A 23861-nucleotide genomic window follows, 5' to 3' on the forward strand; every position below is an offset into this window, starting at 1 on the left:
AGCTGCCAACCGAGCAGCTAGCCATCAGAAGGAGCGATATATGGCTTCACTACTGGTACGCCCCACCGCCCCAGATGCCCAAGGCACCGTGATTGACGTTACCCCTGAATCGGCTGGCTGGACGCACGTTGGCTTTCGGGTGCATAAACTCGCCAAGGGCCAGCGCCTGGAGGCCAGCAGCGATGACCAGGAAGTCTGTCTGGTGCTGCTCACCGGGCGGGCCACAGTGACCTGCGGCGAGCACCGCTTTGAAGACATCGGCAAGCGCATGGATATCTTTGAGCAGATCCCTCCCTACGCGGTTTATCTGCCTGACCATGTTAGCTACGCGGTGGAAGCGACCACGGACTTAGAGCTTGCGGTGTGCGCTGCCCCTGGGGATGGCAATCACGCCCCAAGGCTGATTTCCCCCGACAACATCAAGCAGAGCACCCGTGGCCAGGGCACTAATACCCGCCACGTACACGATATTCTGCCGGAAACCGAGCCCGCCGATAGCCTACTGGTGGTTGAAGTATTCACACCTGCGGGCAACTGGTCTAGCTACCCGCCACATAAACACGATGTGGATAACTTACCCCACGAATCATACCTGGAAGAGACCTACTACCACCGTATTAACCCTGAACAAGGGTTCGCCTTTCAGCGCGTTTACACCGATGACCGCAGCCTTGATGAAACCATGGCGGTAGAGAACGGTTGCTGCGTGCTTGTACCCAAGGGCTACCACCCTGTAGGCGCTTCCCATGGCTACTCGCTCTACTACTTAAATGTCATGGCGGGGCCCAAGCGGGCGTGGAAATTTCACAACGACCCCGACCATGAGTGGTTAATGAAAGCCTAACGGGCGGCACAATTTGCCTGCTAACATTTATCCAATGCTATGCTGTATAGCCCCGCTAATGCGGGGTTTTTCGCGCTAGGGAGCCTCTGATTAATGTAATGAGCGCAGGCCAGACAAGGCAAAAATTAACGAAAAAGCGGAGTTTACGGGTTGTAAATGAGCATTTTGAGGCGATTTTTAACGCAGTATGGCCAAGCGTAATAGTTAATCAGAGGTTTCTTAGGCTTTTCAACGACTGGTTCCCAAGGACTTGCCATGCTTCCCGATTACTCCACCATCGCTTGGGTGTTGATTGTATTTTCTGTTTACCTGACTGGCGTTTCAAAAGGTGGTTTCGCGGGCGGTTTCGGCACGCTCTCGGTGCCGCTAATGGCACTGGCGATCAGCCCCACCCAAGCGGCAGGCCTGCTGCTACCGCTACTGCTGGTGATGGATGTATTTGCGGTGAAGGCATGGTGGGGCAAGCAGGATGCTACTGAGGTCTGGCGCTTTGTGCCGGGGCTGTTTATCGGCGTGACGGTGGGGACGCTGCTGTTTGGCAGCTTAAGCGAACAGGGCTTACGCCTGACCCTCGGCGTTATCACCTTGCTGTTCGCCGCCTATATGCTGCTCAAGCCCGTTTCTAAAAAACCAATCTCCACTCGTTGGGCATTGCCAGCGGCAAGCGTCTGCGGCTTTACTAGCTTTATGGCCCATGCGGGCGCGCCGCCGTTAAACGTTTATCTCCTGCCGCGCAAACTATCGAAAGAGAGCTTTATTGCCACTTGTGCGGTGACCTTTGCCGTAGTCAACGCGATCAAGCTAGCGCCGTATATGTGGCTGGGTGAAATCAATGTCACCAGCGCCTGGGCATCGTTGCTGTTGGTACCCGTCGCTTGGATCGGCGTGCGCAACGGGCTGTGGCTACAAAGCCGCGTCAACGAAGCACTATTTTACCGCCTCGTGATCCTGGCCATGTTCCTGGTGGGAATCAACCTAGTCTGGCAAGCGGTAGGCTAGCGTAAATTTACAGTACCTCAATTATCGGGGCACAAAACTTAGCTCTCCTCCCCTCATCTACGCCCCTTTACTCCTTCATAAGGAGGGTTTGGATCACCCTCGATATCGTCATGTTGTTATTAACAATGACAACACAGGTGGTACTTATGTTTTCCAAATATGCTTTCATTCTTGCCGCAAGCGCATCATTGGGAATAGGGCTAACCGCCCAATCGGCTAACGCCAACACGTTTGTGCATTTATTTGAGTGGCAATGGGACGATATCGCGCAAGAGTGCGAGAACTGGTTAGGCCCCAAAGGTTATAAGGCTGTGCAAGTATCACCACCGCAAGAGCATATCCAGGGCGATGCTTGGTGGACGCGCTATCAGCCTGTTAGCTACCAATTGGAAAGTCGAAGCGGCTCCAGTACAGCGTTTACCCACATGGTCCAACGCTGTGAAGCGGCGGGAGTCGATGTGTACGTCGACGCCGTGATTAATCACCTAGCCCATGGCAAGGGCCAAGGCACCGCAGGGTCCCACTATGACCACGAGACCCTGAGTTACCCTCATTATCAGCCTCAAGATTTTCACGAACCTTGCGGGATCGAACAAGACGACTATGCCCATAACGCAGAGCGTGTTCGCCGTTGCCAGTTGGTTGGCCTTCCCGACCTCAAAACCGGCAACCCTGCCGTGCAAAACAGCATTGCCGAATACCTGGATAGGCTAGCCGAACTAGGCGTTAAGGGCATTCGAATTGATGCCGCTAAGCACATGGAACCTAATGACATTGCGCACATTCTAGAACGGCTAGAATCCTCGCTTTATGCCTTTCAGGAAGTTATTGACCTAGGAGGCGAAGCAATCAGCGCCGCCGAGTACCAGGGCATTGCCGACATTACCGAGTTTCGCTATAGCACGCACCTAGGCGATATTTTTAATCATCAGCCACTGGCCAACCTTCATCGGTTAGGCGAAGAGAGTGACTTTTTACCCAGTGAAATGGCCGTTGTGTTTACCGATAATCACGACAATCAACGTGGTCATGGTGCCGGCGGCGATAATATTTTGACACACCAAGACGGTAGCCTTTACCGCCTAGCCAATATGTTTATGCTTGCTTGGCCTTATGGCTATCCCAAAATCATGTCGAGCTACACATTTACTGACAGCGACCAAGGCCCACCGCAAACGGCGGTATACCAGCAAGGAGAGGTTCAGTGTGGAGAAGCCTGGGTATGCGAGCACCGCTGGCCCGAAATTGCCAACATGGTCACGTTCCGCCAACACACTGAAGGCGCAGGCGTTACCCACTGGTGGGATAACGGTAATAACCAAATAGCGTTTAGCCGAGACACTCAAGGCTTTCTTGCCATTAACCGTGAACACAACGATTTAACACGCACGTTCGACACCGACATGGCCGATGGCCACTACCAAAATATCGTGGGTGATGATCAATGTGTTGCCGTTGAAGACGGACAGCTCACGCTAAACATCCCAAACATGTCTGCCGCCGCGTTTCATGTCGGCGCTCCCTGCCCCGCGCCATAATTCTTGGGGGCGGACCTTCGCCCCCCTGCCGCTCCACTAGCATTTCGCAGCGTTTCAAGACATGGCTTTACAGCGCTACAAGCACCAGCCCCAAAAGCATTACCAATGTACCAGCGGCTTTTGCCATCGATGCAGGCTCTTTTAGCCACAGCACGCCCATTAATACCCCCACCGGAATGGAGAGCTGGCGCAGCGCCACGACGTAACTCACTTCGTCGGTTAGTGCCAGGGCCATGAGTACCAGGCCATAAGTGCAGGTCATCATCAGCCCTGTGACGACCAGCATCACTAGCCCTTGCTGGCGGATGGCGGGCAACCGGCGACGCTCCGTGGGTAGCAGCATCAGCAGCGGAATCGCCCAGGTTAAGGTCATCACTGCTTGTAACACCATAAACACCGCGCCGGCGGTTAAACTGCTATGGCCTGCTAGCTGCATCAACGCCAGTGCCTGTTTATCTATCAGCGAATAGCCCACCGTGCCGGCGGCTGCCAACAGTGCAAACCCCATGGCTGGTGTTAAATAGGTCGATAGCCTGCGCGCCTCTGGGTGGCTTAGTGGCAGGCACAGCGCCCCCGCCACCACCAATGCCATGCCAATGCCATCCGCCACATCCAGCGTGCGGTTGCCGAGCAGCGCAATGGATACGAGCGGCACAAGCACCACTGGCAGCGCCCGAGCGATGGGATAAAGCACACTGACTTCCCCACGTGCATAGGCCCAGGCTAAGCCAGCCATATAGAGCATTTGGCATAGCCCTGAAAGCGCCAGCCATCCCCAAAATGCGTTGGGTAGCGCCGCCAACGATGGCCCAAGCCACACTAGCGGCAGCAACAATGCACCGCCTGCCCCGTAAGCCAAGGCAAAAAAAGCCAGCGATGGTGCATTGCGCTTACCCAACACGTTCCACCCAGCATGCATACACACCGAAAACAGCACTAACGCCAGTGCGGCTGGACTCAAGGCCGCTCTCCTCGCTGTAAACGGGCATTAATGGCATCTACAACGCTTGGCAGCTCGGCGATAGTGGCAATGCTGTAGTGCGGTTTTGATGGAGCAAATTGAGCGGCCACGCGCTCATGGGCTGCACGGCGTTCGCTATCGCTTAGCGCTTGATACTGGCCATAACTCAGCCCCAAGGCGTTGCCTGAACAAGTGAGTGCGACCGCCCACATTCCTGCATGGCGCCCTTCAAGGATGCCGGGGGCGGTATCGTCCACCTTGATACAGGCAGCAACATCACTGATGCCTAACGCAATGACATTGGCCAGCGCCTGGGCGGGGTGTGGGCGACCGTTGGGCACCTCATCGGTGGCCACCACATGATCCACCTTCAGGCCATTACCGGCGGCTAGCGCCACCACCTTTTCCATCACCACGGCCGGATAGCCAGAGCACGAACCTATTTTCAGCCCCTGCCCTCGCAACCAAGTTAGCGTATCAAGCGCCCCAGGAATCACCGCCGAGTGATCGGCAATTTTGGCGATCTGCAGCGGCATAAAGCGTTCATAAAGCGCCGTCACATCGGTATCAGTCGGCAGGTGGCCGACTGCCTGGAGAAAGCGCTCGGCTATCTCAGGCTGATTGCACAGCGTGTGGATATGATCCCATTTGCCCATGCCCATCGGGCCGCGTGCTTCTTCTAGGCTGATCGCCACACCCAGTTCGGCAAAGGCTTCGACAAATATCTGGGTCGGGGCGAAGGAGCCAAAATCGACCAGCGTACCCGCCCAGTCACAAATCACCGCCTGCAGACATTGAGGAGATTGATAGTGCATCAGGCACTCCTTGATTCAGTGAAGAGAGAAACACCCATATTCGTTAGGGCGTCTTGAATAACGCTGAGTAACTGTTCAATCACCGCCGCATCCAATTGGCCAATGCAGCCGATGCGAAAACTTTCGACGTCAGTTAACTTGCCCGGGTAGATCAAAAAGCCACGCGCCTTCAACGCTGCATAGAACGTCTTAAATTCAAACGCAGGGTCGGTAGGGCTCAAAAAAGTGGTGATAATCGGCGATAGCCACTCATCTTCTAAAAGCGTGCTGAAGCCTAACGCTCGCATGCCTTTTACCAGCACATTACGGTTATGGGTATAACGTGTGCAGCGCCCCATCACGCCGCCCTCTTCCCGGTGCTGGGCAAGCGCCGCTTGAAAGGCCACCACCGTATGCGTGGGCGGAGTAAAGCGCCACTGGCCAGTGCGTTCCATGTAATCCCACTGGGCGTGTAAATCCAGACTCAGCGAGTGGGCTTGCCCCTGACCAGCAGCAAGTAGCGTCTGGCGAATGATCACAAAACCAAAGCCCGGTACGCCTTCGATGCACTTATTGGCTGAGGAAATCAGCACATCAATAGGGGTTGTTGTCAGACTGATCGGTACGCCTCCAAACGAGCTCATGGCGTCAACGATCAGCGTTTTTCCGTGGGCGCGTACCACCTCAGCGATGGCTTCCAGCGGGTTCAAAATGCCGGAGCTGGTTTCGCAGTGAACTAGAAACACTGCTGTAATGTCAGCATCTTGCTGTAGCAGTGCCGCCACTTCGTCGGGTTGCGGTGGTAGGTAGTCACCTTTGTCCAGCGTCACATAACGGCGGCCCATCATATCGAGCAGTTGAGCAGCCCGCTTGCCGTAAGCGCCGTTCATTAATACCAACACCTTGCCGTTGGGGTTGATTGCGCAGGCCAGCGCACTTTCAACGGCGAACGTGCCGCTGCCTTGCATCGGCACGCAGGCATAGACGTCGCTTGTCGCCTCGGCCATGGCAAGCAGTTGCGCACGCACATCGGCAGTCACACGGTTAAAGTCATCATCCCAGGAGCCCCAGTCACGCAACATGGCTGCTTTGGTCGCCTGGGAGGTGGTTAGTGGCCCTGGGGTTAAGAGGTAAGGCGCTTGTGAATGACTCATCATTTTGGTCTATACCAGATTATAAGCACATATTAGCCGCTGTCGTAGTGGGCTGTTTAGCCCGCCTGACGCCAACGCTGAGCGTTGTTTAAGAGAACGTGGGTAAGCGCAGTGTGGAGCAGTTTAACCACCAGCGAGGTAAGGAAAATCAGCACAGCCATGGCCGCGGCGCTAGCAAAATAGCCCGCTTCGTCCAGATGCAGTACCGCCACTGAAGCAAGCCGCGTATCGCTGTTATAGAGGAACACTACCGCAGACACTGTCGTCATCGCATTGACGAACAGGTAGACAGAAATATCCAGCACGGCAGGCAGCGATACCGGCAATGTCACGCGGCTAAACGTGGTCCAGAACGGTACTTTTAACGAGGCTCCCACGGCTTCAAACTCCGGATCGAGCTGTTTCAGCGCGGTGACAGAGGTGAGGTGACACACCGTATAGAAGTGCACTAGCGTGTTGAGCACCAGAATCGCCATGGTGCTGTACAGCCAGTTAAGGGGATTCCCTGCCTGGTTGAAAAAGAAGATATAAGCCAGGCCCAGCACCATACCCGGCACCGCCATGGGTAGCATGGCCATAAAATGCAGGCCCTGGCGCAGCGGGCGATAGCCTTCGCTCTTTTCAATCAGCCACGCATTAAAGAAAATCACCAGTGTACCCACTAACGCGACGCTAAAGGCCAGTTTGAGGGAGTTAAACCACGCCCCCCAGCCACCGCCGGCTAAGCCTTGAAAGGTGTAATGCTGCAGCGTAAACGACAGGTTATAGGGCCAAAACTGTATGAGCGACGCATACACCGCGGTACCAATGACCAGCAGAATAATGCCCGCGACCGAATAACACAGCAGCGCAAACGTCCAGTCTCGCAGCGGGCTAGGCGTTGGCTGCCACGGTACTGCCCGAGCCGAAAGCTGAGCCACTTGGCGTTTCTGTATCCAGCGGTCGACGATGAACGATAGCACTGCTGGCATCAGTAGAATAACGCTAACCACCGCGCCCATTTGGAAGTTCTGCTGCCCCACCACTTGGCGATACACATCGGTGGCGAGCACGCTGAATTGGCCGCCAATAATTTTCGGCACACCAAAGTCGGTAATGGCCAGCGTAAAGACAACGAACAGGCATGAAATCAGCCCGTAACGCACCCCGGGCAGCGTAATCGTCAAAAACGTACGCCACTTTGGCGTGCCCAATGCTTCTGCTGCTTCATAGAGGCGTGCATCGCTATTGGTCAGCGCAGTGGTTAGCAGCATTAGCGCATGGGGAAAAATCCAGAAACTCATGCCCATCACAATGCCAATCGGCCCATAAATCGAATGACCTGCCAGCACGTCGCTCAAAAACCCCTGGTTACCAAACAGATAAACCAAGCTAATTGCGGGTAGCAACGAAGGGGCCAAAATGGGCAAAATCGCCAACATTCGAAACAGCCGTTTGCCCGGCATGCAGGTACGGGTAATGCCGTAGGCGCATAAAAAGGCGAGCCCTGCGACAACCACCGTCGTAGTGAACGCAACGCGCAATGAATTGGCGATCGAATTGACCAGTGCTGGCGTTTGAAAATACTGCACAAAGTTAGCTAGCCCAATAAAGTCGCCGCTGCGGTCTTGCAGGCTTTTCACCAACATTGCAAATAGCGGAAACAGCAGGCCGAACACTAACAGCGCCACAGCCGCTAGCAGCACGATCAGGCGTATCAATGCTTCCAGCGAAGGCGTTGCTGCAGGCGCTGAAAATATACTCGCCCTCATGACTGGTTGCTCCCTGCCGGATATAAGCGGGCAGCATCGGCAGGCAAATGGACACCCAAGGTTTGCCCTAGCCGTAATCCTAGTGTGGCGCTATCACGGCTGGGAACATCAGCTAGCAACCATTGTTCGGTATTGTTAAGACGCAGCGATACCCGCTGAAACGCACCTAAAAACTCAATGCCCATAACATCACCGCTCAGCCCAGTGGTGCTGGCACTAAGCGCGACTGCTTCGGGGCGAATGGCCAGTTGAGCTGCTTGGCCTTGCGGGTAGGCGTGCGGCAAACAAGGGCAGGAAATAGTGCCTAGCAACGCGTGGTTATTCGCCTGTGCGGTCACCTCTAAAAAGTTCATGGTGCCGATAAATGACGCCACAAAAGCGCTAGCGGGCTGGTGGTAGATCTCGGCAGGCGTACCCACTTGTTCGATCACCCCGTGGTTCATCACTACGATACGATCAGCCATGGTGAGTGCTTCTTCTTGATCGTGGGTCACCATAATGGTGGTCACGCCAAGGCGCGCCTGTAGCGCTTTGATCTGATGTCGCAAATGGCCGCGCACCCTCGCATCCAGCGCTGAGAGCGGTTCATCAAGCAGTAACAGGCCGGGCTCAGTAGCCAGCGCTCGTGCCAACGCAACCCGCTGCTGTTGCCCACCAGAAAGCGCGGCAGGATATTTATGTTCGCTGCCACTAAGATCAACCAGCGCAAGTAACTCCGCCACGCGGGCATCAATCGTCGCTCGATTACTGCGACGGTTGCGTAACCCGTAGGCAACGTTGTCGAACACCGTCAGATTGGGAAACAGCGCATAAGATTGGAACACGATGCCAAAATCCCGCGCCTGCGGGGGCAGCGTGGAAATATCCTTGCCGCGCTGAATTAAGCTACCTGCTGTTTGTTGAGCTAGGCCTGCAATAGTGCGCAACAGGGTTGTTTTGCCACAGCCAGAAGGCCCTAAAAAGCATACAAACTCGCCTTCCTGAATCTGTAGCGCAATGTTGTCCAGCGCGGTAAAGCTACCGAAACGCTTGGTGACACCATCTATGCTTAGGTGCGCAGAGGGTGAGAGGGGTTTCGCCGCCGAGTGGGCCGTCAGCGGCGATGTCAGTGTGGTCTGCATAACATCTCCAAGCCCCGGCCTTGGCCGGGGCAGCTGTTCGTGCTTACAGTTCGGTTTTACCGTCGTAGCGGCGCTGCCACTCTGCCAGCACGCGTTCGCGGTTAACCGCGGCCCACTGGAAGTCGGCATCAATCATGCGATCGGCAATGTCAGTGGGATAGTTTTCAATCGGCTGTGCCACACCGGGATAGGCCACCACGGCGTAGCCTTCGTTATAGAGTTCGTTAGCCTCGCGGGAAACGGCCCAATCCATCAGCGTTTGTGCAGCTTCCTGTTTGGCGGTGCCCGCAACGATGGCGGCAGCTTCCATATCCCAGCCAAGCCCCTCTTCCGGGAAGATCACTTCAATCGGTGCGCCTTGGGATTTTAACCGTGCACCACGGAAGGCAAACGACACACCGACTGCTGCTTCACCGGTGGCCGCCAGGCTGCAAGGAGCAGAGCCGGAGTGGGTGTAACGGGAAATATTGTTATGCAGGCGGTCCATGTAATCCCAGCCCTGCTCTTCGCCCCATAGCTGCATCCAGCTGGCTACATCCAGATAACCGGTACCCGAGGAGTTGGGGTTAGGCATAATCACATGCCCTTCAAACTCAGGCTGGGTCAGGTCTTCCCAGGAGGTCGGCATCGGCACGCCCTGACGCTCGCCTTCAATAGTGTTGTAGCAAATGGCCGCTACCCAGGCGTCCATGCCTACCCACGCAGGGTCTTCACCGTTACGGTAAGCAGCATCAATAAATTTTTGATCAAGGTTTTCAACGCCTGCGGGCGCATAGCGCTCCAGCATGTCCTCTTCTTCAAGCACCAGCAGACTGGTGGCGGCTAAGCCCCAGATGACGTCTGCCTGGGGATTATCTTTTTCCGCCAGCAAGCGCGCAGTAATCACGCCCGTAGAATCTCGCACCCAGTTAATAGTGATATCGGGGTGAGCGGCATTGAAGCGTTCGGCGTATTTTTGCAGGTCATCTGACTCAACGGCGGTGTACACCGTTAGCTCAGTGGCGCTAGCCGCCGAAGTGAAGGCAACGGCAGTCGTTGCGAGCAGAGCAGTTGCAATCTGAGTAGGTTGGAACAAACGGCGAAGTTTCGACATGGTAGGCTCCCAGCGTTTTGGTATAGACCAGAAGTTTGCCGTCGCTAGATGACAGTGCGATGACGCTTGTTTGACTGATTTTTTAAGTTGTTATGTATGCGTATGGATGGGATCTTGTGAGGGTCCTCATGAGCGCCTTGTCTCCGTAACCCTGTTACTTCTGACCCGACAGCTCAACACTGATGCATAACGAATCGTGCAACCAGTGCTCTTCGTCATATTCGATAGGACGCTGTTGATCATCAAAAATGGCACGGCAAATGTTTAGCCCGGCCGCGCCTGGGGCAACGAGTAACTCTTCTGCATCTAATGGCGACAGCGCTTCGGACACCATGCGTATCGAGCGATTGGCCAAGTGATGCCCCCACCGCCCTCTTAACAACCCCCAGAGTGATTGTCCGCTGTAGATGTCTAGCAACTCTGGCGCACGCTCTGGCACCACCCAAAGCGACTCCACCAGCACAGCACGATCATCCACATAACGGCGACGGCGAATATGGTGAAACGGCTGGTCATCGGGCAGCCCCAAGGCACGGGCAGCCACCAGATGTGAGCGGGTTTCCAGCTTTAGAACCGCCGTTCGTGGTTGCCGCCCCTGAGCCCCCACATAGTCGTTAAAGCCTGCGTCCCGGGTGGGGTCATACACCAGCCTAGCCGGTGAAATAAACCAGCCACGCCGATTGCTGCGGTGAATGAGCCCTTCCCCCTCCAGTTGCGCTAAGGCTTGGCGCAACGTAACGCGGGTCGTAGAGAAGCGCTCCGCCAACACTCGCTCAGCGGGCAATTTGCCTTCCCACTGCGTGGCATGCTGGGTAATTAAATAACGAAGCTGTTCCGTTAACTGTAAATAGTAGGCATCAGGCATGCGCCGATTTTCCTGATAGATCGTTGGCCGATGAAGCGTCTGTCGACGCTGCCATCCGCCAGTCTAAGCGCTGCCACCCTTCTACACTAGCCACCTCCGCCAGCACGGGATCAGGGTTAACCGCCACTGGGCAGTCGACATACTGCAGCAGCGGGATATCGTTGCGGGAATCTGAGTAGAACGTTGTATGGCTGGGGGCAATTTTTTGCTCGATTAACCACTGCTGAAAACGCACTACTTTCCCCCCACGGTAAGAGAGCACGCCTTTGCTATGGCCGGTGTAGCTTGCCCCGCTTGCCGCTTGTTCGACACTAAGCTCTACCGCCAGCACATGCTCAATCCCTAACATCGTCGCAATCGGCGCGACCAGGTGATGCGATGACGCAGAAATAAGGACGAGGATATCGCCTGACTGACGGTGCGCGTCCAGGCAGCGCCAGGCTTGATCAAAAATACGGGGCTGCAAATGGGTAGCGACAAAGCGCTCAACTTCTTTTTGTACATCGATTACTCGGCGGCCCCGCAATGGCGCCAAGGTCATTGCCAAGTACTCCTCTAGCTTTAACTTACCGGCGTGATAAGCCTGCTGCATCTGTTCGGCACGGGCTATAAAGGTCTCGGCATCACTGATCCACCCCTGCTCAATCATCCATAAATTCCAGCGGTCGCTGCAGTCTCCATCCAGGAGGGTGTCATCAAGATCAAACAGAGCGAGGCGCATGTGGCACTCCTTTTTTCGCGAGTTCGGCGGCGCGTAGGGTATGCCAACGATGATGACAGGACGATGACGCCATTGATGAGAATGGAAATTGCTCGCCCTACCTGCCAATAAAATGGCTTAAGGGGTTAACCACATTGAGGCAAACTCATCGGCGGGTAGCGGACGACCAAACCAGTACCCCTGAGCTTCGCTGCAGCCCATTTGTGCGAGCAAATCGGCCTGGGAAGGGCTTTCAACGCCTTCTGCAAGGGTTTTCATATCAAGCGTGTCAGCCATAGCGATAATGGTTTGCACAATCGCCCGATCATGGTGGTTATCGAGCATGTCACGCACAAACGAAATGTCTATTTTTAACGCGTCCGCAGCAAAGCGCCGTAAATACGAGAGCGATGAGTAGCCTGTACCGAAGTCATCAATAAACAGCGCGTAGCCAGCCTGACGCATAGCCTGAGTAATTGTGACCGCCTGATCGGGATCACGCATAAAATCACTTTCAGTGAGTTCAAGCGCAATGGTGTCTGGAGGTACACAGGCGGTTAGCTTAGCCACATGTGCGGTTAGCTGAGGGTCGGCAAATTGTTGCGCTGAAATATTGATTGAGAGCCTACCTGGCAGTGGCGTATTACCGGCCTGCCAAACACTTAACTGACGTGCCGCTTCTTCTAGCACCCAGTCTCCCAGCATGCGGATCAAGCCACGCTCTTCCGCCAAAGCAATAAACTCGCTAGGGCTTACCCATCCCCACTCAGGGTCAAACCAGCGGCACAGCGCTTCAGCCCCCGTCAATGTTTTGCTCGTAAGACTGAACTGCGGTTGAAAATAAAGCTGTAAGCGCCGCTCAGTAATGGCTTGATGCAGGCGCTCGGTCATCCATTGGCGGCGCTCCAGCGTCTGACGCATCACTTGTGTATAGGGGCATACGCTATTATCACGGCGTTTTGCGTGATGGAGTGCGATACTGGCTGCGTTAAACAGCTCACCGGCCTCCGCTACATCGCTTGGATAGCTAGCAATCCCGATACTGACATCGAGGTTAAAAATACGATGCCCCAGCTGGATAGGGAGTTTGATAAGTTCGCATAACTGAAACACCACTTCTTGAAGGCGAACATCCTCAATGCTGGGCAACAGTACGGTAAATTCATCACTGGAAAGTCGTGCGACAGCGCTTTTAGATAGGCTAGCTTGCCGTAAGCGCTCGGCCACGGTTGCGAGTAACTGATCTCCTACCTCGTGGCCATGTAAATCATTCACCTCTTTAAAGCGCCGGATATCCAGCAGCAGCAGCGAAAGAGAGTCACCCTGACTAGATGCCTCTTTTCCCATACTGGCCAATAGCTCCATAAAGCGCGCACGATTAGGCAATCCTGTTGTGCTGTCTGTATAGGCAAGACGTTGCATGTGACGATGATCACGGCGACGTTCTAGCTCACCGGCAGCACCCGTAGAGAGAATTTTCAACACGGAAGTTGCAAACGCATTGGTCGTCAGTGGTGTTTGATAAAACACCATCATCACACCAATGGCATCGCCCTTAGCATTATCCAAGCGGCGGCCTATCCACGCCTGGGTACTTAACGAGGTTCCCGGCAGCGTAAACGCATGGCCACTTTGAACAACGCTCTCGCCTTCAAACACGACTCGTTCAGCAGGCGTTCCCTGCAGCATAAACGTTTGGTTATCTATTAACTGGCCATTCGCGACTAAACTAACGGTCTGGGCTGCTGTTGCGGGCCGCAGCGTGTTTATCTTATTAGATGTCCCCAAAGACCGTGGAACAGGTTGATCCAGTAACGCAATAAACCCAGCATCTGCTTCTAATAACGTGGCTAACGTGATGATCAACTGGTGGAAGTAATCGTCTCCTACGCGTGAGGTAACTGTAGAGGCTACTTGTACCACCGCATCCTGCACGCGTTGTGATTCGTGCTGGTCGGTCACATCTGAGATAAAGCCCTCGAGATAGGCCACATGGCCATCATCATCGATAACAGCTTGCCCTTGCTCCCACATCCAACGGTAACTGCCATCCCGATGGCGCAATCGGTACACCACACGATATGGCTGACGCTGCTGGATTGCCTGTTGTGCTGCTAGATGAACGCGGTCTTGATCGGCTTCGTGTATGAGGGAGGCAAAACTGATGAGTCGATTATCTTGTAATTCGTCCGGATGATAGCCCGTGAGCGCCTCAGCCCCTTGGCTGACCAACTGCATCGTCCAGTGTTGATCATTTAGGCAACGGTAGGCCATGCCAGGAAGGTGATTCAGCAATGTGTTTAAACGCCGCTCACTCTCTCGGGCCAATTCTTCACTTTGACGAAGCGCTTGCTCGGCTTGGCAGCGGCCAAGCTCTGCCCCCGCTTGAGCGGCCACAATGCGCAAGATTTCGTTTTCAAGCCCATCGAGCTGCATCGGTTTATTGCTTAACACCGCCAAGATGCCAATGGCCGAGCCATCGGATGAAAACAGAGGCAGTCCCATGTAACTCTCTGCACCCAGTTGGCTGAGCAGCTCGTCTTTAGGAAAGCGCGCCTGAACATCGCAGGCATACAAGCAAGGTTCTCTACCTACAACCGTTTCACAAGGCGTTCCCATAAGAGGATAAGCGATATTTTCCTGATGATCGTTATTTGACCAAACGGCCAATGTTGTAGCCATATGCGCCTCGGTGACCACAGCGATCAACGCATGATCAATCCCAAGCAGTTGGGCAAGTTGCTCGACAAGCGTCGTATAAAAGTCAGGTCTTCCGCTACGTCCTAAACCTTCCGCCAACTGACGGAAAATCTCCGACGCTTCGTTTCTGGTGTGCATTGGCGCACTCACTTTTGTCATCGTAGAGCAGCTGCCCACAGAGCACTGTTATAATAAGCTGTTGCAATAAAATGCAGCGGGCTACAGCATAAACAGTTATTTTACTGATTTACCATGCCTATCTATGACTCTGCTAACACACGCAGACGCTATAATTGATTATTTAGCACATAACTTAGTGGCTGCTCGCTATGCTGGACAGCACGTTGAGGGATAATATGACGAGCCGTTTAGCGGAAGACGAAACACTTTATACTTCGCTCACTAGCGAGCTTCCCAGTTTTCTTGGTAATGCCTTATTACGCTCGGCTAGCCTACCTTCGCTTCCTGCTATCGCCATGCAAGTGCTTGATATCGCACGCTCCCCCCGAGCTTCTCTGAGTGACTATGCGCGCGTTATTGAACGCGACCCAGGGTTAACGGCGCGCCTTATTGCGGCCGCGAATAGCGTGCACTACCTGCGTTCAGCTCATCCTGCACAAACCAGTTTGGAAGCCACCCAGCGACTGGGATTAGACGCAACGCTCGCCACCGTATTGAGCTTCACTCTGTTTCCCTGGCCACCTACAGAGAACGCGGCTCTGCAAACATGGCGACGCGCCATTGTTGCCGCCGTGGTAGCAAGCAAGCTGGCTCACCAACTCTGCCCCGCACAGGTTGGCAGCGCATTCACGCTTGCCCTACTGCAAGATATAGGCATTTTGGCGATCCTCTCCACCTACCCAGACGAGGCCGAGGCACTATACGCTGAACGCAGAATGTCTCACGCACAGTTGGTCAACGCTGAACGCCGCCACTTTGGCAGTGACCATACACTGATTGGTGCTTGGTTAGCCGCCAAGTGGGGGCTACCGTCCTCGATCGTGCATGCTATTGACCAAAGCCATGACGGTTTTTTAACCGATGACATGGCAACACTCTGCCTGCGCTTATCCGGCCCAATCGCCGATGCATGGCTCAGCCCTGAACCAAGCACCACCTTAGCAATGTTGCTTAGGCAGTTAGCGGTCACAGAAACACTGCCTACGAATGTCATTGAAGCGCTTTTCCATCGCTTGTCAGAACAAATTGATTTATTAACAGATATTTTGGATCTCACCGTACCCGCGCCTGTGGATAGCCAAACACTGCTGGCGGACGCACAACAGTTGCTCTATCAACACTCTTTGACGCTCACCGCACGATTAGATGCTCAGCAACAGCAGTTGGATACACTACAGCTACATAATTCTGCATTAGAAGAGCGCAGCCGTATTGACCCACTCACTCAATTGGCTAACCGTGCGTGGTTAGAGCAGCAACTCCAGGAACGTTTTGCGCTTTGCAATGAGCAAGGCCGCACAATGTCAGTGGTGTTTATCGATTTAGATCATTTCAAAGTGCTTAACGACCAATATGGCCACCAGGCAGGCGACTTAATTCTGGAACGTTTTGGTAAAACGCTCGCGTCATTAACTCGCTCAGGCGACTTGGCTGGGCGCTATGGCGGTGAAGAGTTTTTAATTATATTGCCCGATGAGACCGCTCAAACTGCGAGACAGTTAGCCGAACGCATTGCGCTGCATTTAAATGAGCAACCGATGTTGGAAATTGACCAAGAAGCACTGTATATCACTGCCTCTATGGGTATTGCGTGTTTAAGCGATGGCAACTTCAGTAATGAGCGGGAGCTGATAGATGCCGCCGACCAGAGCATGTATTTCATCAAACGCTCTGGCCGCCGGGGCATCTCCATTCATGGCCAAGATTAACCGTTAGTCGTCTACTATCTGTTCAGTGCCTGGGGCAGGTACAAGGCGATTTCAGGGAAGAGATGCATAAAAGCAATCGCCAGCAGCATCAGCAAAAAGAATGGCAGTGTGGCTTTCGTGATGGTGACAATATCTTTACCGGTGAGCCCTTGAATGACAAATAGGTTAAAACCCACTGGCGGTGTAATTTGCGACATCTCAACCACAATCACCAGATAGATACCAAACCAGATCAGATCAAATCCAGCGGCGCTAACCACGGGCATAATAATGGCCGTGACTAGCAGAATCAGTGAAATACCATCCAAAAAACAGCCCATGATCAACAGCAGCACCGTTAAGGCCACTAGCAGCATCGTGGGGGATAGCCCCATTTCACCGATCGTGCGAGCTAACTGCATTGGTACCTGAGTAAAGCCCATCGCAGAGGTCAAAAATGACGCGCCAGCAATAATAAAAGCGATCATGCACGCGGTACGTACTGCGGCAAATAACGAGCTGGTAAAAATATCTCGATTAAAGTGGCCATTAAAATGCGCAATGACCATCGACAGCACAACGCCTACCGCGGCAGCTTCTGTTGGTGATGCTAGGCCGCCATAAATCGATACGATAATACCGCCAATCAGCAGCAGAATTGGCACCAGCGACCAGGTATTGCGTAGCTTCTCAACAAAGCTCATGCCCGACTCATCAGCACCGGTTAAGCCGTTCCGGTTACCTTTCAATAGAGCCCACAGCACCAGATAAGTCATAAACATGGCTAAGATCATCAGCCCCGGCCCAATGCCTGCCATGAATAGCCGAGTAATGGACTGCTCAGTCACTACGCCATAAACAATCAGCACGATAGAAGGCGGAATCAGCAAGCCTAGCGTTGAAGCGCTGGCCAATGTACCAATCGCCATGTTGCTGTCATAGCCGCGGCGCTCGAGTTCCGGCAGGGTCATTTTCCCCACCGTTGCACAGGTCGCCGCTGAAGAGCCACATACGGCGGCAAACATGCCGCTGCCAATGATATTGGTGTGAAGTAAACGTCCTGGCAGGCGATTTAACCAGGGCGACAAGCCACGAAACATATTGTCGGCAAGACCTGAGCGAAACAGAATCTCCCCCATCCAGATAAACATCGGCAACGCCGTTAAATCCCAGCCATAGCTTGCTCCCCAAAAATCCGAGGCAAGAATAGGGCCGGGGTCGAAGGGACTAAAAAACTGAAGCGCAATCCAAGCAGTGCCAATCAGAGCAAAGGCAATCCAGACGCCACTGCCTAACAGCACCACAAGGGTAAAGATGGTAGCCAAACTAAGTAATAGCACGAGGGTGTCTCCTGGGTAGCGTCTTAATGCGCTTCGTTGTCGTCGATGGCGGTTGCTTCACGGAAGCTCGCAGGGTCGTGGATAGCGATACGCAGCGCTATCCACAAGGCTTCCAGAAGTGCCAATGCCAAGAGCCCTACCCCAACGACTAATACCGATTGCGGTATCCACAAGGGAATCGATAAAAAGCCCGACGATACATCGTTATATTGAAGGCTCTCTCTTGCTAGCCCAATCAAGCCATAAGCCAGCAACAGGCTGATCACTACCGCAATGAGTAACCCAAACACCTCAAACCAGACGCGTATGGCTGAGGGTAGTCGCGAGATAAGCAGCGTCACCCGAATATGCGCATGGTGAACAAAGGTGTAGGCAAGCCCAAGAAACGTTGCCCCAACTAACAGATAAGACGCCATCTCAGAAACGCCGGTGATGCTCACGCCGAGCCGGCTAAGGCCAACCAAAACAAGCAACGCATCTACTAACCGAAACGTGACCTGCAGTGCGATAAGTGCACAAATAGCCACCATACACGCGGCTGCACCCCAAGCACCGAGGCGGTAGAGTTTGTCGAATTTAAACATCATGTTCGCAGTCTCATTGAGCGCGTGGGTGGTAAGGGCGGCACAAACAGCCGCCCTTAAAGCCAACATTAGTTGTTAAGACTCAGTTACCGCGTTGTTCGCGATAGCTCTCTAAGGCTTGTTTTGCGTCATCGTCAGCGCGGGATTCCCAGTCGGCAAACAGCTCATCGCCCGCCGCTTGCAGAGCAGCAGACACCGTCTCGTTAGGCTGAGAAACTGAGATGCCATTTTCCTTCAGCGCCTCCAAGCTAGTTTCATTGTTCTCGCGGCTCATTTGCCAGCCACGCTCTTCAGCCCTAGCAGCCGCTTCCATCAGCGCGTCTTGGGTAGCTTCATCTAAACGATCAAAGCTGCGCTGACTCATAAACACAATATTCTTAGGCAGCCACAAGTTGGCATCGGTGTAGTCGGTCACATAGTCCCAGGCTGCCATGGAGTTACCGGTAGAACTGGACGTAATCATGGCATCCACACGACCGGTGCTAAACGCGGTAGGAATATCAGACTCTTCGGTTTCCGTCGGGCTGCCACCTAAATTATCAACGAAACGCTGAGTATTAATATTTGGCGCACGCACCCGCAAGCCATCGAACTGATCGGGATCGGTTAACGGCGCAGAGGTGTAAATGCCCTGCGCTGGCCAAGCGACAGCATACAAAGGCACCATTCCTTCATAGGCAAACAGCTCAGTAATCATCGGCTTAGTGGCTTCCCACAAGGCATAGGCATCTTCATAGCTACCGGCTACCCCCGGCAGCGTATCAACTTCGAAAATAGGGTCATCATTGGAAAGAACAGAGAGGAACACTTCGCCAGCATCAATCGTGCCACGGCGCACCGACGGCTTAATTTCACCATGTGAGACCAGCGAACCACCGCTGTGCACCGTAATGGTTAAGTCACCGTTTGTGGCCTCAGCCACATCCTCTGCAAACTGTTTATTGTTCTGGGTATGGAAGCTTGCATCACCATAAGGCGTTGCCATAGTCCATTCAGCCGCATGGGCCGTGGCAGCCAAGCTACAGATAGTGGCTAGGGCAAGGGGAGTAAAGATGCAGTTACGCATAGGAGCATTCCTCTTATTTGTAATATTCGTGGAGGCTCACTTAGATTTAGCAGAAGTAATGGCGCATTACTTCTATATTTTCTATAAGCCACATCACAACATAGCTCATATGCGTTCAAGGCAGATAGAAGCCGCTTTTTTGTTTCAAGCATCACGTCACTGAAAAATCGTGCTAATTAAAGCTGTACATTAGAACTTGCAAAACAACTTAGAGATCTTCGAATTGCATAGGCTCCTTAATCGTTTAGTCACTGCATCCTTTTTACAGGCTAACGCGCCGCTCGTTGCATCAAAGCTGACACTTTTTAAAGAGAAGCGGCTGCCCGTGCTGCCTGGTCATACAGGCCAGACATTGCACGTAAAATCCCCGCCACTTTACTGATTTCTGCACGTTCTATACCCATCGATGTAAGCGAATCAATTAGACAGGCTTCACGGATTTCGGCATAACGGCTACAGGCATTTCGTCCTTGTTCAGTAGTACAAAAGTAAGTTTCCTTACCTTGTTTTTCACCTTTAACGAGATTGAGTTTAACTAACTTTCTCAGCGCATACGTAACAGTATGAGTGTCTTCTACATTTAGCACGAGGCATATATCAGCTTGACGCTTTGCACGTTCACGATGGCTGACACTATGCAGAACCAGCACATCCAACGTCCCCAATTCTGGATAGCCAGTAGCGGTCATACAACGCACCATCCAGCGATTGAAGGCATGGCTCGAGATGATCAAACCGAATTCAAGTTCAGACAACTCTTTCGCCTTGTGTGATAAGTGCTCCGACGAAACAATCGGCCCACGCCCACCCGCTACCATTTGGTCTACATCTATCATTAATACCTACCTATTTATTTTGCATTGTTAATCCATATTAGCAGAGCGGACGCCCGCTAATTGAACCATAGTCCGCGGTTTTAGGGGCGGCTAGCAACTCGTTTTCGATATCAAAGGTTCTTCTACCATTAAGAAAAGAGGGTAAATCGTACAATTGACACGTGAACACTATGCAGATAATTTACAGATAAATCATATAAAAAATATAGGTATATTACTGTGCCTCATCATGATCATCCTCCCCTACTGTCCGTTCAATCGCTGGATATTGCCTTTGGTTCCAACCGTGTCGTCAAAGACCTTTCGTTTGACCTATACGCTGGCCAGACGCTGGCAATTGTAGGCGAGTCGGGATCAGGAAAATCCATGACCTCGCTGGCCACGATGGGCTTAGTTCACTATTTGAATGCCACCATCGCCAAGGGCAATATCCTGTTTCGCCGTAGCCCAGACAGTAAACCGATTGATTTAACGCAACTTTCTGATAAGGAAATGCGTAAAATTCGTGGCAAAGAGATCTCAATGATCTTTCAGGAGCCGATGACGTCGCTGAACCCGGTCTACACCATTGGCGATCAAATCACCGAGGTACTGCTGCTGCATGGCGATTACACCCGAGCCACCGCCAGAGAAGAGGCATTAAGGCTGCTACGCATTGTGCGTTTAGCTGATGCAGAGTCCCTACTCAAGCGCTACCCTCACCAACTCTCCGGCGGTATGCGTCAGCGGGTAATGATCGCGATGGCACTTGCCTGTAAGCCCAAGGTACTGGTTGCTGACGAACCCACCACTGCGCTGGATGTCACCATCCAGGCTCAAATCCTGGCTATCATCCGCGACCTCCAAAAGGAGCTGGGGATGGCGGTTATCTTTATCACCCATGATATGGGCGTAGTCGCAGAGGTGGCCGACCACGTTGTCGTGATGCGTAATGGTGAGAAGGTCGAAGAAGCGGACGTCAGCACCCTCTTTGCGTCCCCCCAGGCTCCTTATACTCAAGCACTGCTGGCTGCTGTTCCAACATTGGGCAGCATGCAAGGTCAAACGCTGCCACGTGCCGAGCCACTGGTTATTTTTGACGGCAATAAAATCATCACTCAAGGCGAGCCGACGGTACAGGATACCGTTCGCACTCAGGAAACGCCGGTGGTAAGCGTCAAGAACTTGGTAACGCGTTTCGATATCAACAAAGGTTTTTTTGGCGGCGTCAGCCACCGCGTCCACGCAGTAGAGAGCGTGAGCTTTGATATTTTCCCTGGCGAAACGCTGGCATTGGTCGGAGAGTCAGGTTCCGGAAAATCTACCATTGGCCGCACCATTCAGCAGTTGCAGGAGAGCACCAGCGGCGACATCGTCTTTTCCGGCAAAGCTGTTACGGAAATGTCACGCAGCGAGAAAATGATGCTACGCCAACAGGTGCAGTACATTTTCCAAGATCCCTTTGCTTCACTAGACCCGCGTAAGACCGTAGGTTTTTCTATTGCTGAGCCTATTCATACCCACCGATTGATGAGCGATCGAAAACGCATCCAACTGCGAGTTAACGAGCTGTTAGAGCGTGTTGGTCTTCAACCAGAACATGCTAATCGCTACCCGCATGAGTTTTCAGGTGGCCAGCGGCAGCGTGTTTGTATCGCTCGGGCTCTGGCCTCGAAACCCAAGTTGATTATTGCCGATGAAGCGCTTTCAGCACTGGATGTCTCGATTCAGGCGCAAATTATTCATCTGATGATGCAGTTACAGCGCGAAGAGGGACTCGCGTACCTCTTCATCAGCCATGACATGGCTGTGGTTGAAAAAATGAGTCATCGCGTCGCGGTGCTGCATCTGGGACAGATTGTTGAGATGGGACCACGCCAGCGAGTATTTGACTCCCCTCAGCACACCTACACTCAGAAACTACTTTCTGCCGTACCAGTGGCTGACCCTCACTACCGTCGCGAACACCTACTGCTGGAGGGAGATATCCCAAGTCCTATTCGTAAGGTAGGGGATGAGCCAACGGTGTTCTCCTTAGACGAAATAGAAGCTGGTCATTTCGTCTCACGTGGCGGCGCTTCGCACTGCCTGTAGTCATCCGCAGTAAACATCAACAATAAGCTTTTGGAGAACTGTAAAATGAAAAAGACAACACTGTTCCAAGCCTGCACATTGGCGGCCGCCATGGCGACAGCAACTGCCAGCCACGCAGGCTCGCTGACGATAGCCTCGCCACAAGACCCAGGCAGTTGGGATCCTATTGACACCTTTTTGGTTAACTGGGCCTCGGTAGCCACCAATATCTTTGATGGACTAACCTACCGTGGCCCTGATCTTGAGCTGGTTCCTGGGCTAGCCACAGCATGGGAAGAGCTGGACAACGGTACGCGCCTACGTTTCACGCTACGCGAAGGCGTTGTTTTTCATAACGGAGAACCGTTCAACGCCGAGTCAGTCAAGTTCACCTTTGATCGGCTACTTGGCGAAGAGGGCGCACGCGGTCCACAGCGCTCGAACTACACCGCTATCGAACGTGTCGATATTGTTGATGACTACACCGTTGACTTCTATTTAAATGAACCCGACCCCGTATTGCTCACGAAGTTAGCTGGCTACGGAGCCATGATCGTGCCTCCCGGTTACATTGAGGAGCATGGCGACGATTATTTTAATACCCACCCTGTAGGCACTGGTCCCTTTAAAGTAGTCGACTACACGCCACGTTCTGATGTGCAACTGGAAGCATTTACCGATCACTGGGGCGGCACGCCCAAGCTCAATAGCGTCACCTATCGCTTCATCTCTGAGCCATCTACGGCCGTCGCCGAGCTGCAGGCAGGACGAATCGACATTGTGCTTCCACCAACTATCCCTATCGGCATGATTGGCGCGATCAACGATCATCCCAATACTAAGGTAGTCAGCGTCGCATCACCGACGGTAGAAGCGCTCCGCTTTGATACCCAGTCTGGTATCACCGCTGACGAGCGTGTGCGCCAAGCCATTATCATGGCAGTGGATCGCCAGGCGATTGTTGATTCCATTCTGGCTGGCGAAGGAAACGTTATCGCCAGTTTCCAAGGCAGCCAATCGTTTGGATTCGATTCGGAACTAGAGCCTTATCCTTATGACCCTCAGCGCGCCCAAGAGCTGCTCAGGGAAGCAGGCGTAGAACCAGGGGCTACGCTCCAGATTGATGTGCGTGGCAATGACTCAACCTTTGCCGAAGTTGCTCAGGTGGTTGCCGCCTATCTGCAAAGTGTAGGACTCAATGCTTCCATTCAGCCTTATGAAACCAATGTGCTACTCAATGACATCATTCCAGCAGGACGCACCGGTGCAATGTTTCAGCAGAAGTGGGGCGGCTGGACGTTTGACTACGACAACACTGCTTACCTGATGTATCACACAGGCGAACGCTGGAACCCTTACGACAGCGATGAACAACTAGACGAGATGCTCAACGCACAGCGCGGTATTTTGGACCGCGATGCGCGCGAAACGCTACTGCAGGATATCGCTCGCTATACCCAGGAGCGCGCACTTGAAATGCCACTTTATAGTTTGAACGCTCTGTACGGCGTGGGAGAGCGGGTAGAAAATTTTGAACCGGCGCCCGATAACCGGATACGCCTGACCAACGTCGACGTCTCTGAATAAGTCCAATT

19 protein-coding genes are annotated in these 23861 nt (G+C 53.3%); 6 read left to right on the plus strand and 13 right to left on the minus strand.

Translation table 11 applies throughout. The annotated features are described in order from the left end of the window. Positions 1–40 precede the first annotated feature (40 nt). From iolB to INT21_RS02260, 3 genes are all read left to right on the plus strand, one after another. Positions 41–844 (plus strand): 5-deoxy-glucuronate isomerase, encoded by an 804-nt coding sequence (gene iolB / locus INT21_RS02250; RefSeq protein WP_193059538.1) that lies wholly within the window; start codon positions 41–43, stop codon positions 842–844. Positions 845–1099: 255 nt separating this feature from the next. Then, positions 1100–1843: a sulfite exporter TauE/SafE family protein gene (locus INT21_RS02255; protein WP_193059537.1), complete on the plus strand. Its 744-nt coding sequence runs from the start codon at positions 1100–1102 to the stop codon at positions 1841–1843. Positions 1844–1989: 146 nt separating this feature from the next. Then, positions 1990–3381 (plus strand): alpha-amylase, encoded by a 1392-nt coding sequence (locus INT21_RS02260; protein WP_193059536.1) that lies wholly within the window; start codon positions 1990–1992, stop codon positions 3379–3381. 67 nt (positions 3382–3448) lie between these two features. Here the strand turns inward: INT21_RS02260 and INT21_RS02265 are convergent, their stop codons facing one another. The 9 genes from INT21_RS02265 to INT21_RS02305 form a co-directional block, all read right to left on the minus strand. Continuing rightward, positions 3449–4342 carry an EamA family transporter gene (locus tag INT21_RS02265; protein WP_193059535.1) on the minus strand — a complete coding sequence of 298 codons (894 nt, stop codon included), beginning with the start codon at positions 4340–4342 and terminating at the stop codon, positions 3449–3451. Next, positions 4339–5157 carry a phosphonoacetaldehyde hydrolase gene (gene phnX, locus INT21_RS02270; protein WP_193059534.1) on the minus strand — a complete coding sequence of 273 codons (819 nt, stop codon included), beginning with the start codon at positions 5155–5157 and terminating at the stop codon, positions 4339–4341. Before phnX ends, INT21_RS02265 begins: the two co-directional genes overlap by 4 nt. After that, positions 5157–6293 carry a 2-aminoethylphosphonate--pyruvate transaminase gene (locus INT21_RS02275; RefSeq protein ID WP_120386235.1) on the minus strand — a complete coding sequence of 379 codons (1137 nt, stop codon included), beginning with the start codon at positions 6291–6293 and terminating at the stop codon, positions 5157–5159. Before INT21_RS02275 ends, phnX begins: the two co-directional genes overlap by 1 nt. Positions 6294–6346: 53 nt before the next feature. Further along, a complete protein-coding gene (locus tag INT21_RS02280; protein WP_193067916.1) occupies positions 6347–8041 on the minus strand; it encodes a putative 2-aminoethylphosphonate ABC transporter permease subunit in 1695 nt (564 codons plus the stop codon). After that, the gene (locus INT21_RS02285) at positions 8038–9162 is read right to left on the minus strand and encodes a putative 2-aminoethylphosphonate ABC transporter ATP-binding protein (protein ID WP_193059532.1); all 1125 of its coding nucleotides are present in this window, start codon (positions 9160–9162) and stop codon (positions 8038–8040) included. Before INT21_RS02285 ends, INT21_RS02280 begins: the two co-directional genes overlap by 4 nt. 43 nt (positions 9163–9205) lie before the next feature. Further along, the gene (locus tag INT21_RS02290) at positions 9206–10255 is read right to left on the minus strand and encodes a putative 2-aminoethylphosphonate ABC transporter substrate-binding protein (RefSeq protein ID WP_193067917.1); all 1050 of its coding nucleotides are present in this window, start codon (positions 10253–10255) and stop codon (positions 9206–9208) included. A 154-nt stretch (positions 10256–10409) separates the two neighbouring features. After that, positions 10410–11120 carry a UTRA domain-containing protein gene (locus INT21_RS02295; protein WP_193059530.1) on the minus strand — a complete coding sequence of 237 codons (711 nt, stop codon included), beginning with the start codon at positions 11118–11120 and terminating at the stop codon, positions 10410–10412. Beyond that, on the minus strand, positions 11113–11841 hold the full coding sequence (locus tag INT21_RS02300) for an HAD family hydrolase (protein ID WP_193059529.1): 729 nt from the start codon (positions 11839–11841) through the stop codon (positions 11113–11115). Before INT21_RS02300 ends, INT21_RS02295 begins: the two co-directional genes overlap by 8 nt. A 117-nt stretch (positions 11842–11958) precedes the next feature. Continuing rightward, positions 11959–14658 carry a sensor domain-containing phosphodiesterase gene (locus INT21_RS02305; protein ID WP_193059528.1) on the minus strand — a complete coding sequence of 900 codons (2700 nt, stop codon included), beginning with the start codon at positions 14656–14658 and terminating at the stop codon, positions 11959–11961. Positions 14659–14876: 218 nt separating this feature from the next. On the opposite strand from INT21_RS02305, the gene INT21_RS02310 reads away from it, so the two are divergent. Beyond that, entirely contained in the window at positions 14877–16409 is a 1533-nt protein-coding gene (locus INT21_RS02310) for a GGDEF domain-containing protein (protein ID WP_193067918.1), read from the plus strand. A gap of 14 nt (positions 16410–16423) precedes the next feature. On the opposite strand, the gene INT21_RS02315 is transcribed toward INT21_RS02310, so the two are convergent. The 4 genes from INT21_RS02315 to INT21_RS02330 all read right to left on the minus strand — a co-directional run bounded on the left by INT21_RS02315 (position 16424) and on the right by INT21_RS02330 (position 20133). After that, positions 16424–17728 carry a TRAP transporter large permease gene (locus INT21_RS02315; RefSeq protein ID WP_193059527.1) on the minus strand — a complete coding sequence of 435 codons (1305 nt, stop codon included), beginning with the start codon at positions 17726–17728 and terminating at the stop codon, positions 16424–16426. 23 nt (positions 17729–17751) lie between these two features. Then, positions 17752–18315, minus strand: a complete 564-nt coding sequence (locus INT21_RS02320; protein WP_120386230.1) for a TRAP transporter small permease — start codon at positions 18313–18315, stop codon at positions 17752–17754. Positions 18316–18394: 79 nt separating this feature from the next. Continuing rightward, positions 18395–19378 carry a TRAP transporter substrate-binding protein gene (locus tag INT21_RS02325; RefSeq protein ID WP_193059526.1) on the minus strand — a complete coding sequence of 328 codons (984 nt, stop codon included), beginning with the start codon at positions 19376–19378 and terminating at the stop codon, positions 18395–18397. A 305-nt stretch (positions 19379–19683) separates the two neighbouring features. Next, positions 19684–20133, minus strand: coding sequence for a winged helix DNA-binding protein (locus INT21_RS02330; RefSeq protein WP_319022050.1), 450 nt, complete (start codon positions 20131–20133; stop codon positions 19684–19686). A gap of 300 nt (positions 20134–20433) precedes the next feature. On the opposite strand from INT21_RS02330, the gene INT21_RS02335 reads away from it, so the two are divergent. Continuing rightward, positions 20434–22287 carry an ABC transporter ATP-binding protein gene (locus INT21_RS02335; RefSeq protein WP_120386228.1) on the plus strand — a complete coding sequence of 618 codons (1854 nt, stop codon included), beginning with the start codon at positions 20434–20436 and terminating at the stop codon, positions 22285–22287. Positions 22288–22332: 45 nt separating this feature from the next. Further along, positions 22333–23853 carry an ABC transporter substrate-binding protein gene (locus tag INT21_RS02340; protein WP_193059524.1) on the plus strand — a complete coding sequence of 507 codons (1521 nt, stop codon included), beginning with the start codon at positions 22333–22335 and terminating at the stop codon, positions 23851–23853. Positions 23854–23861 lie beyond the last annotated feature (8 nt).

It is taken from the genome of Halomonas sp. 3F2F (assembly GCF_014897805.1).
In the GTDB taxonomy this organism is placed as follows: Bacteria; Pseudomonadota; Gammaproteobacteria; order Pseudomonadales; family Halomonadaceae; genus Vreelandella.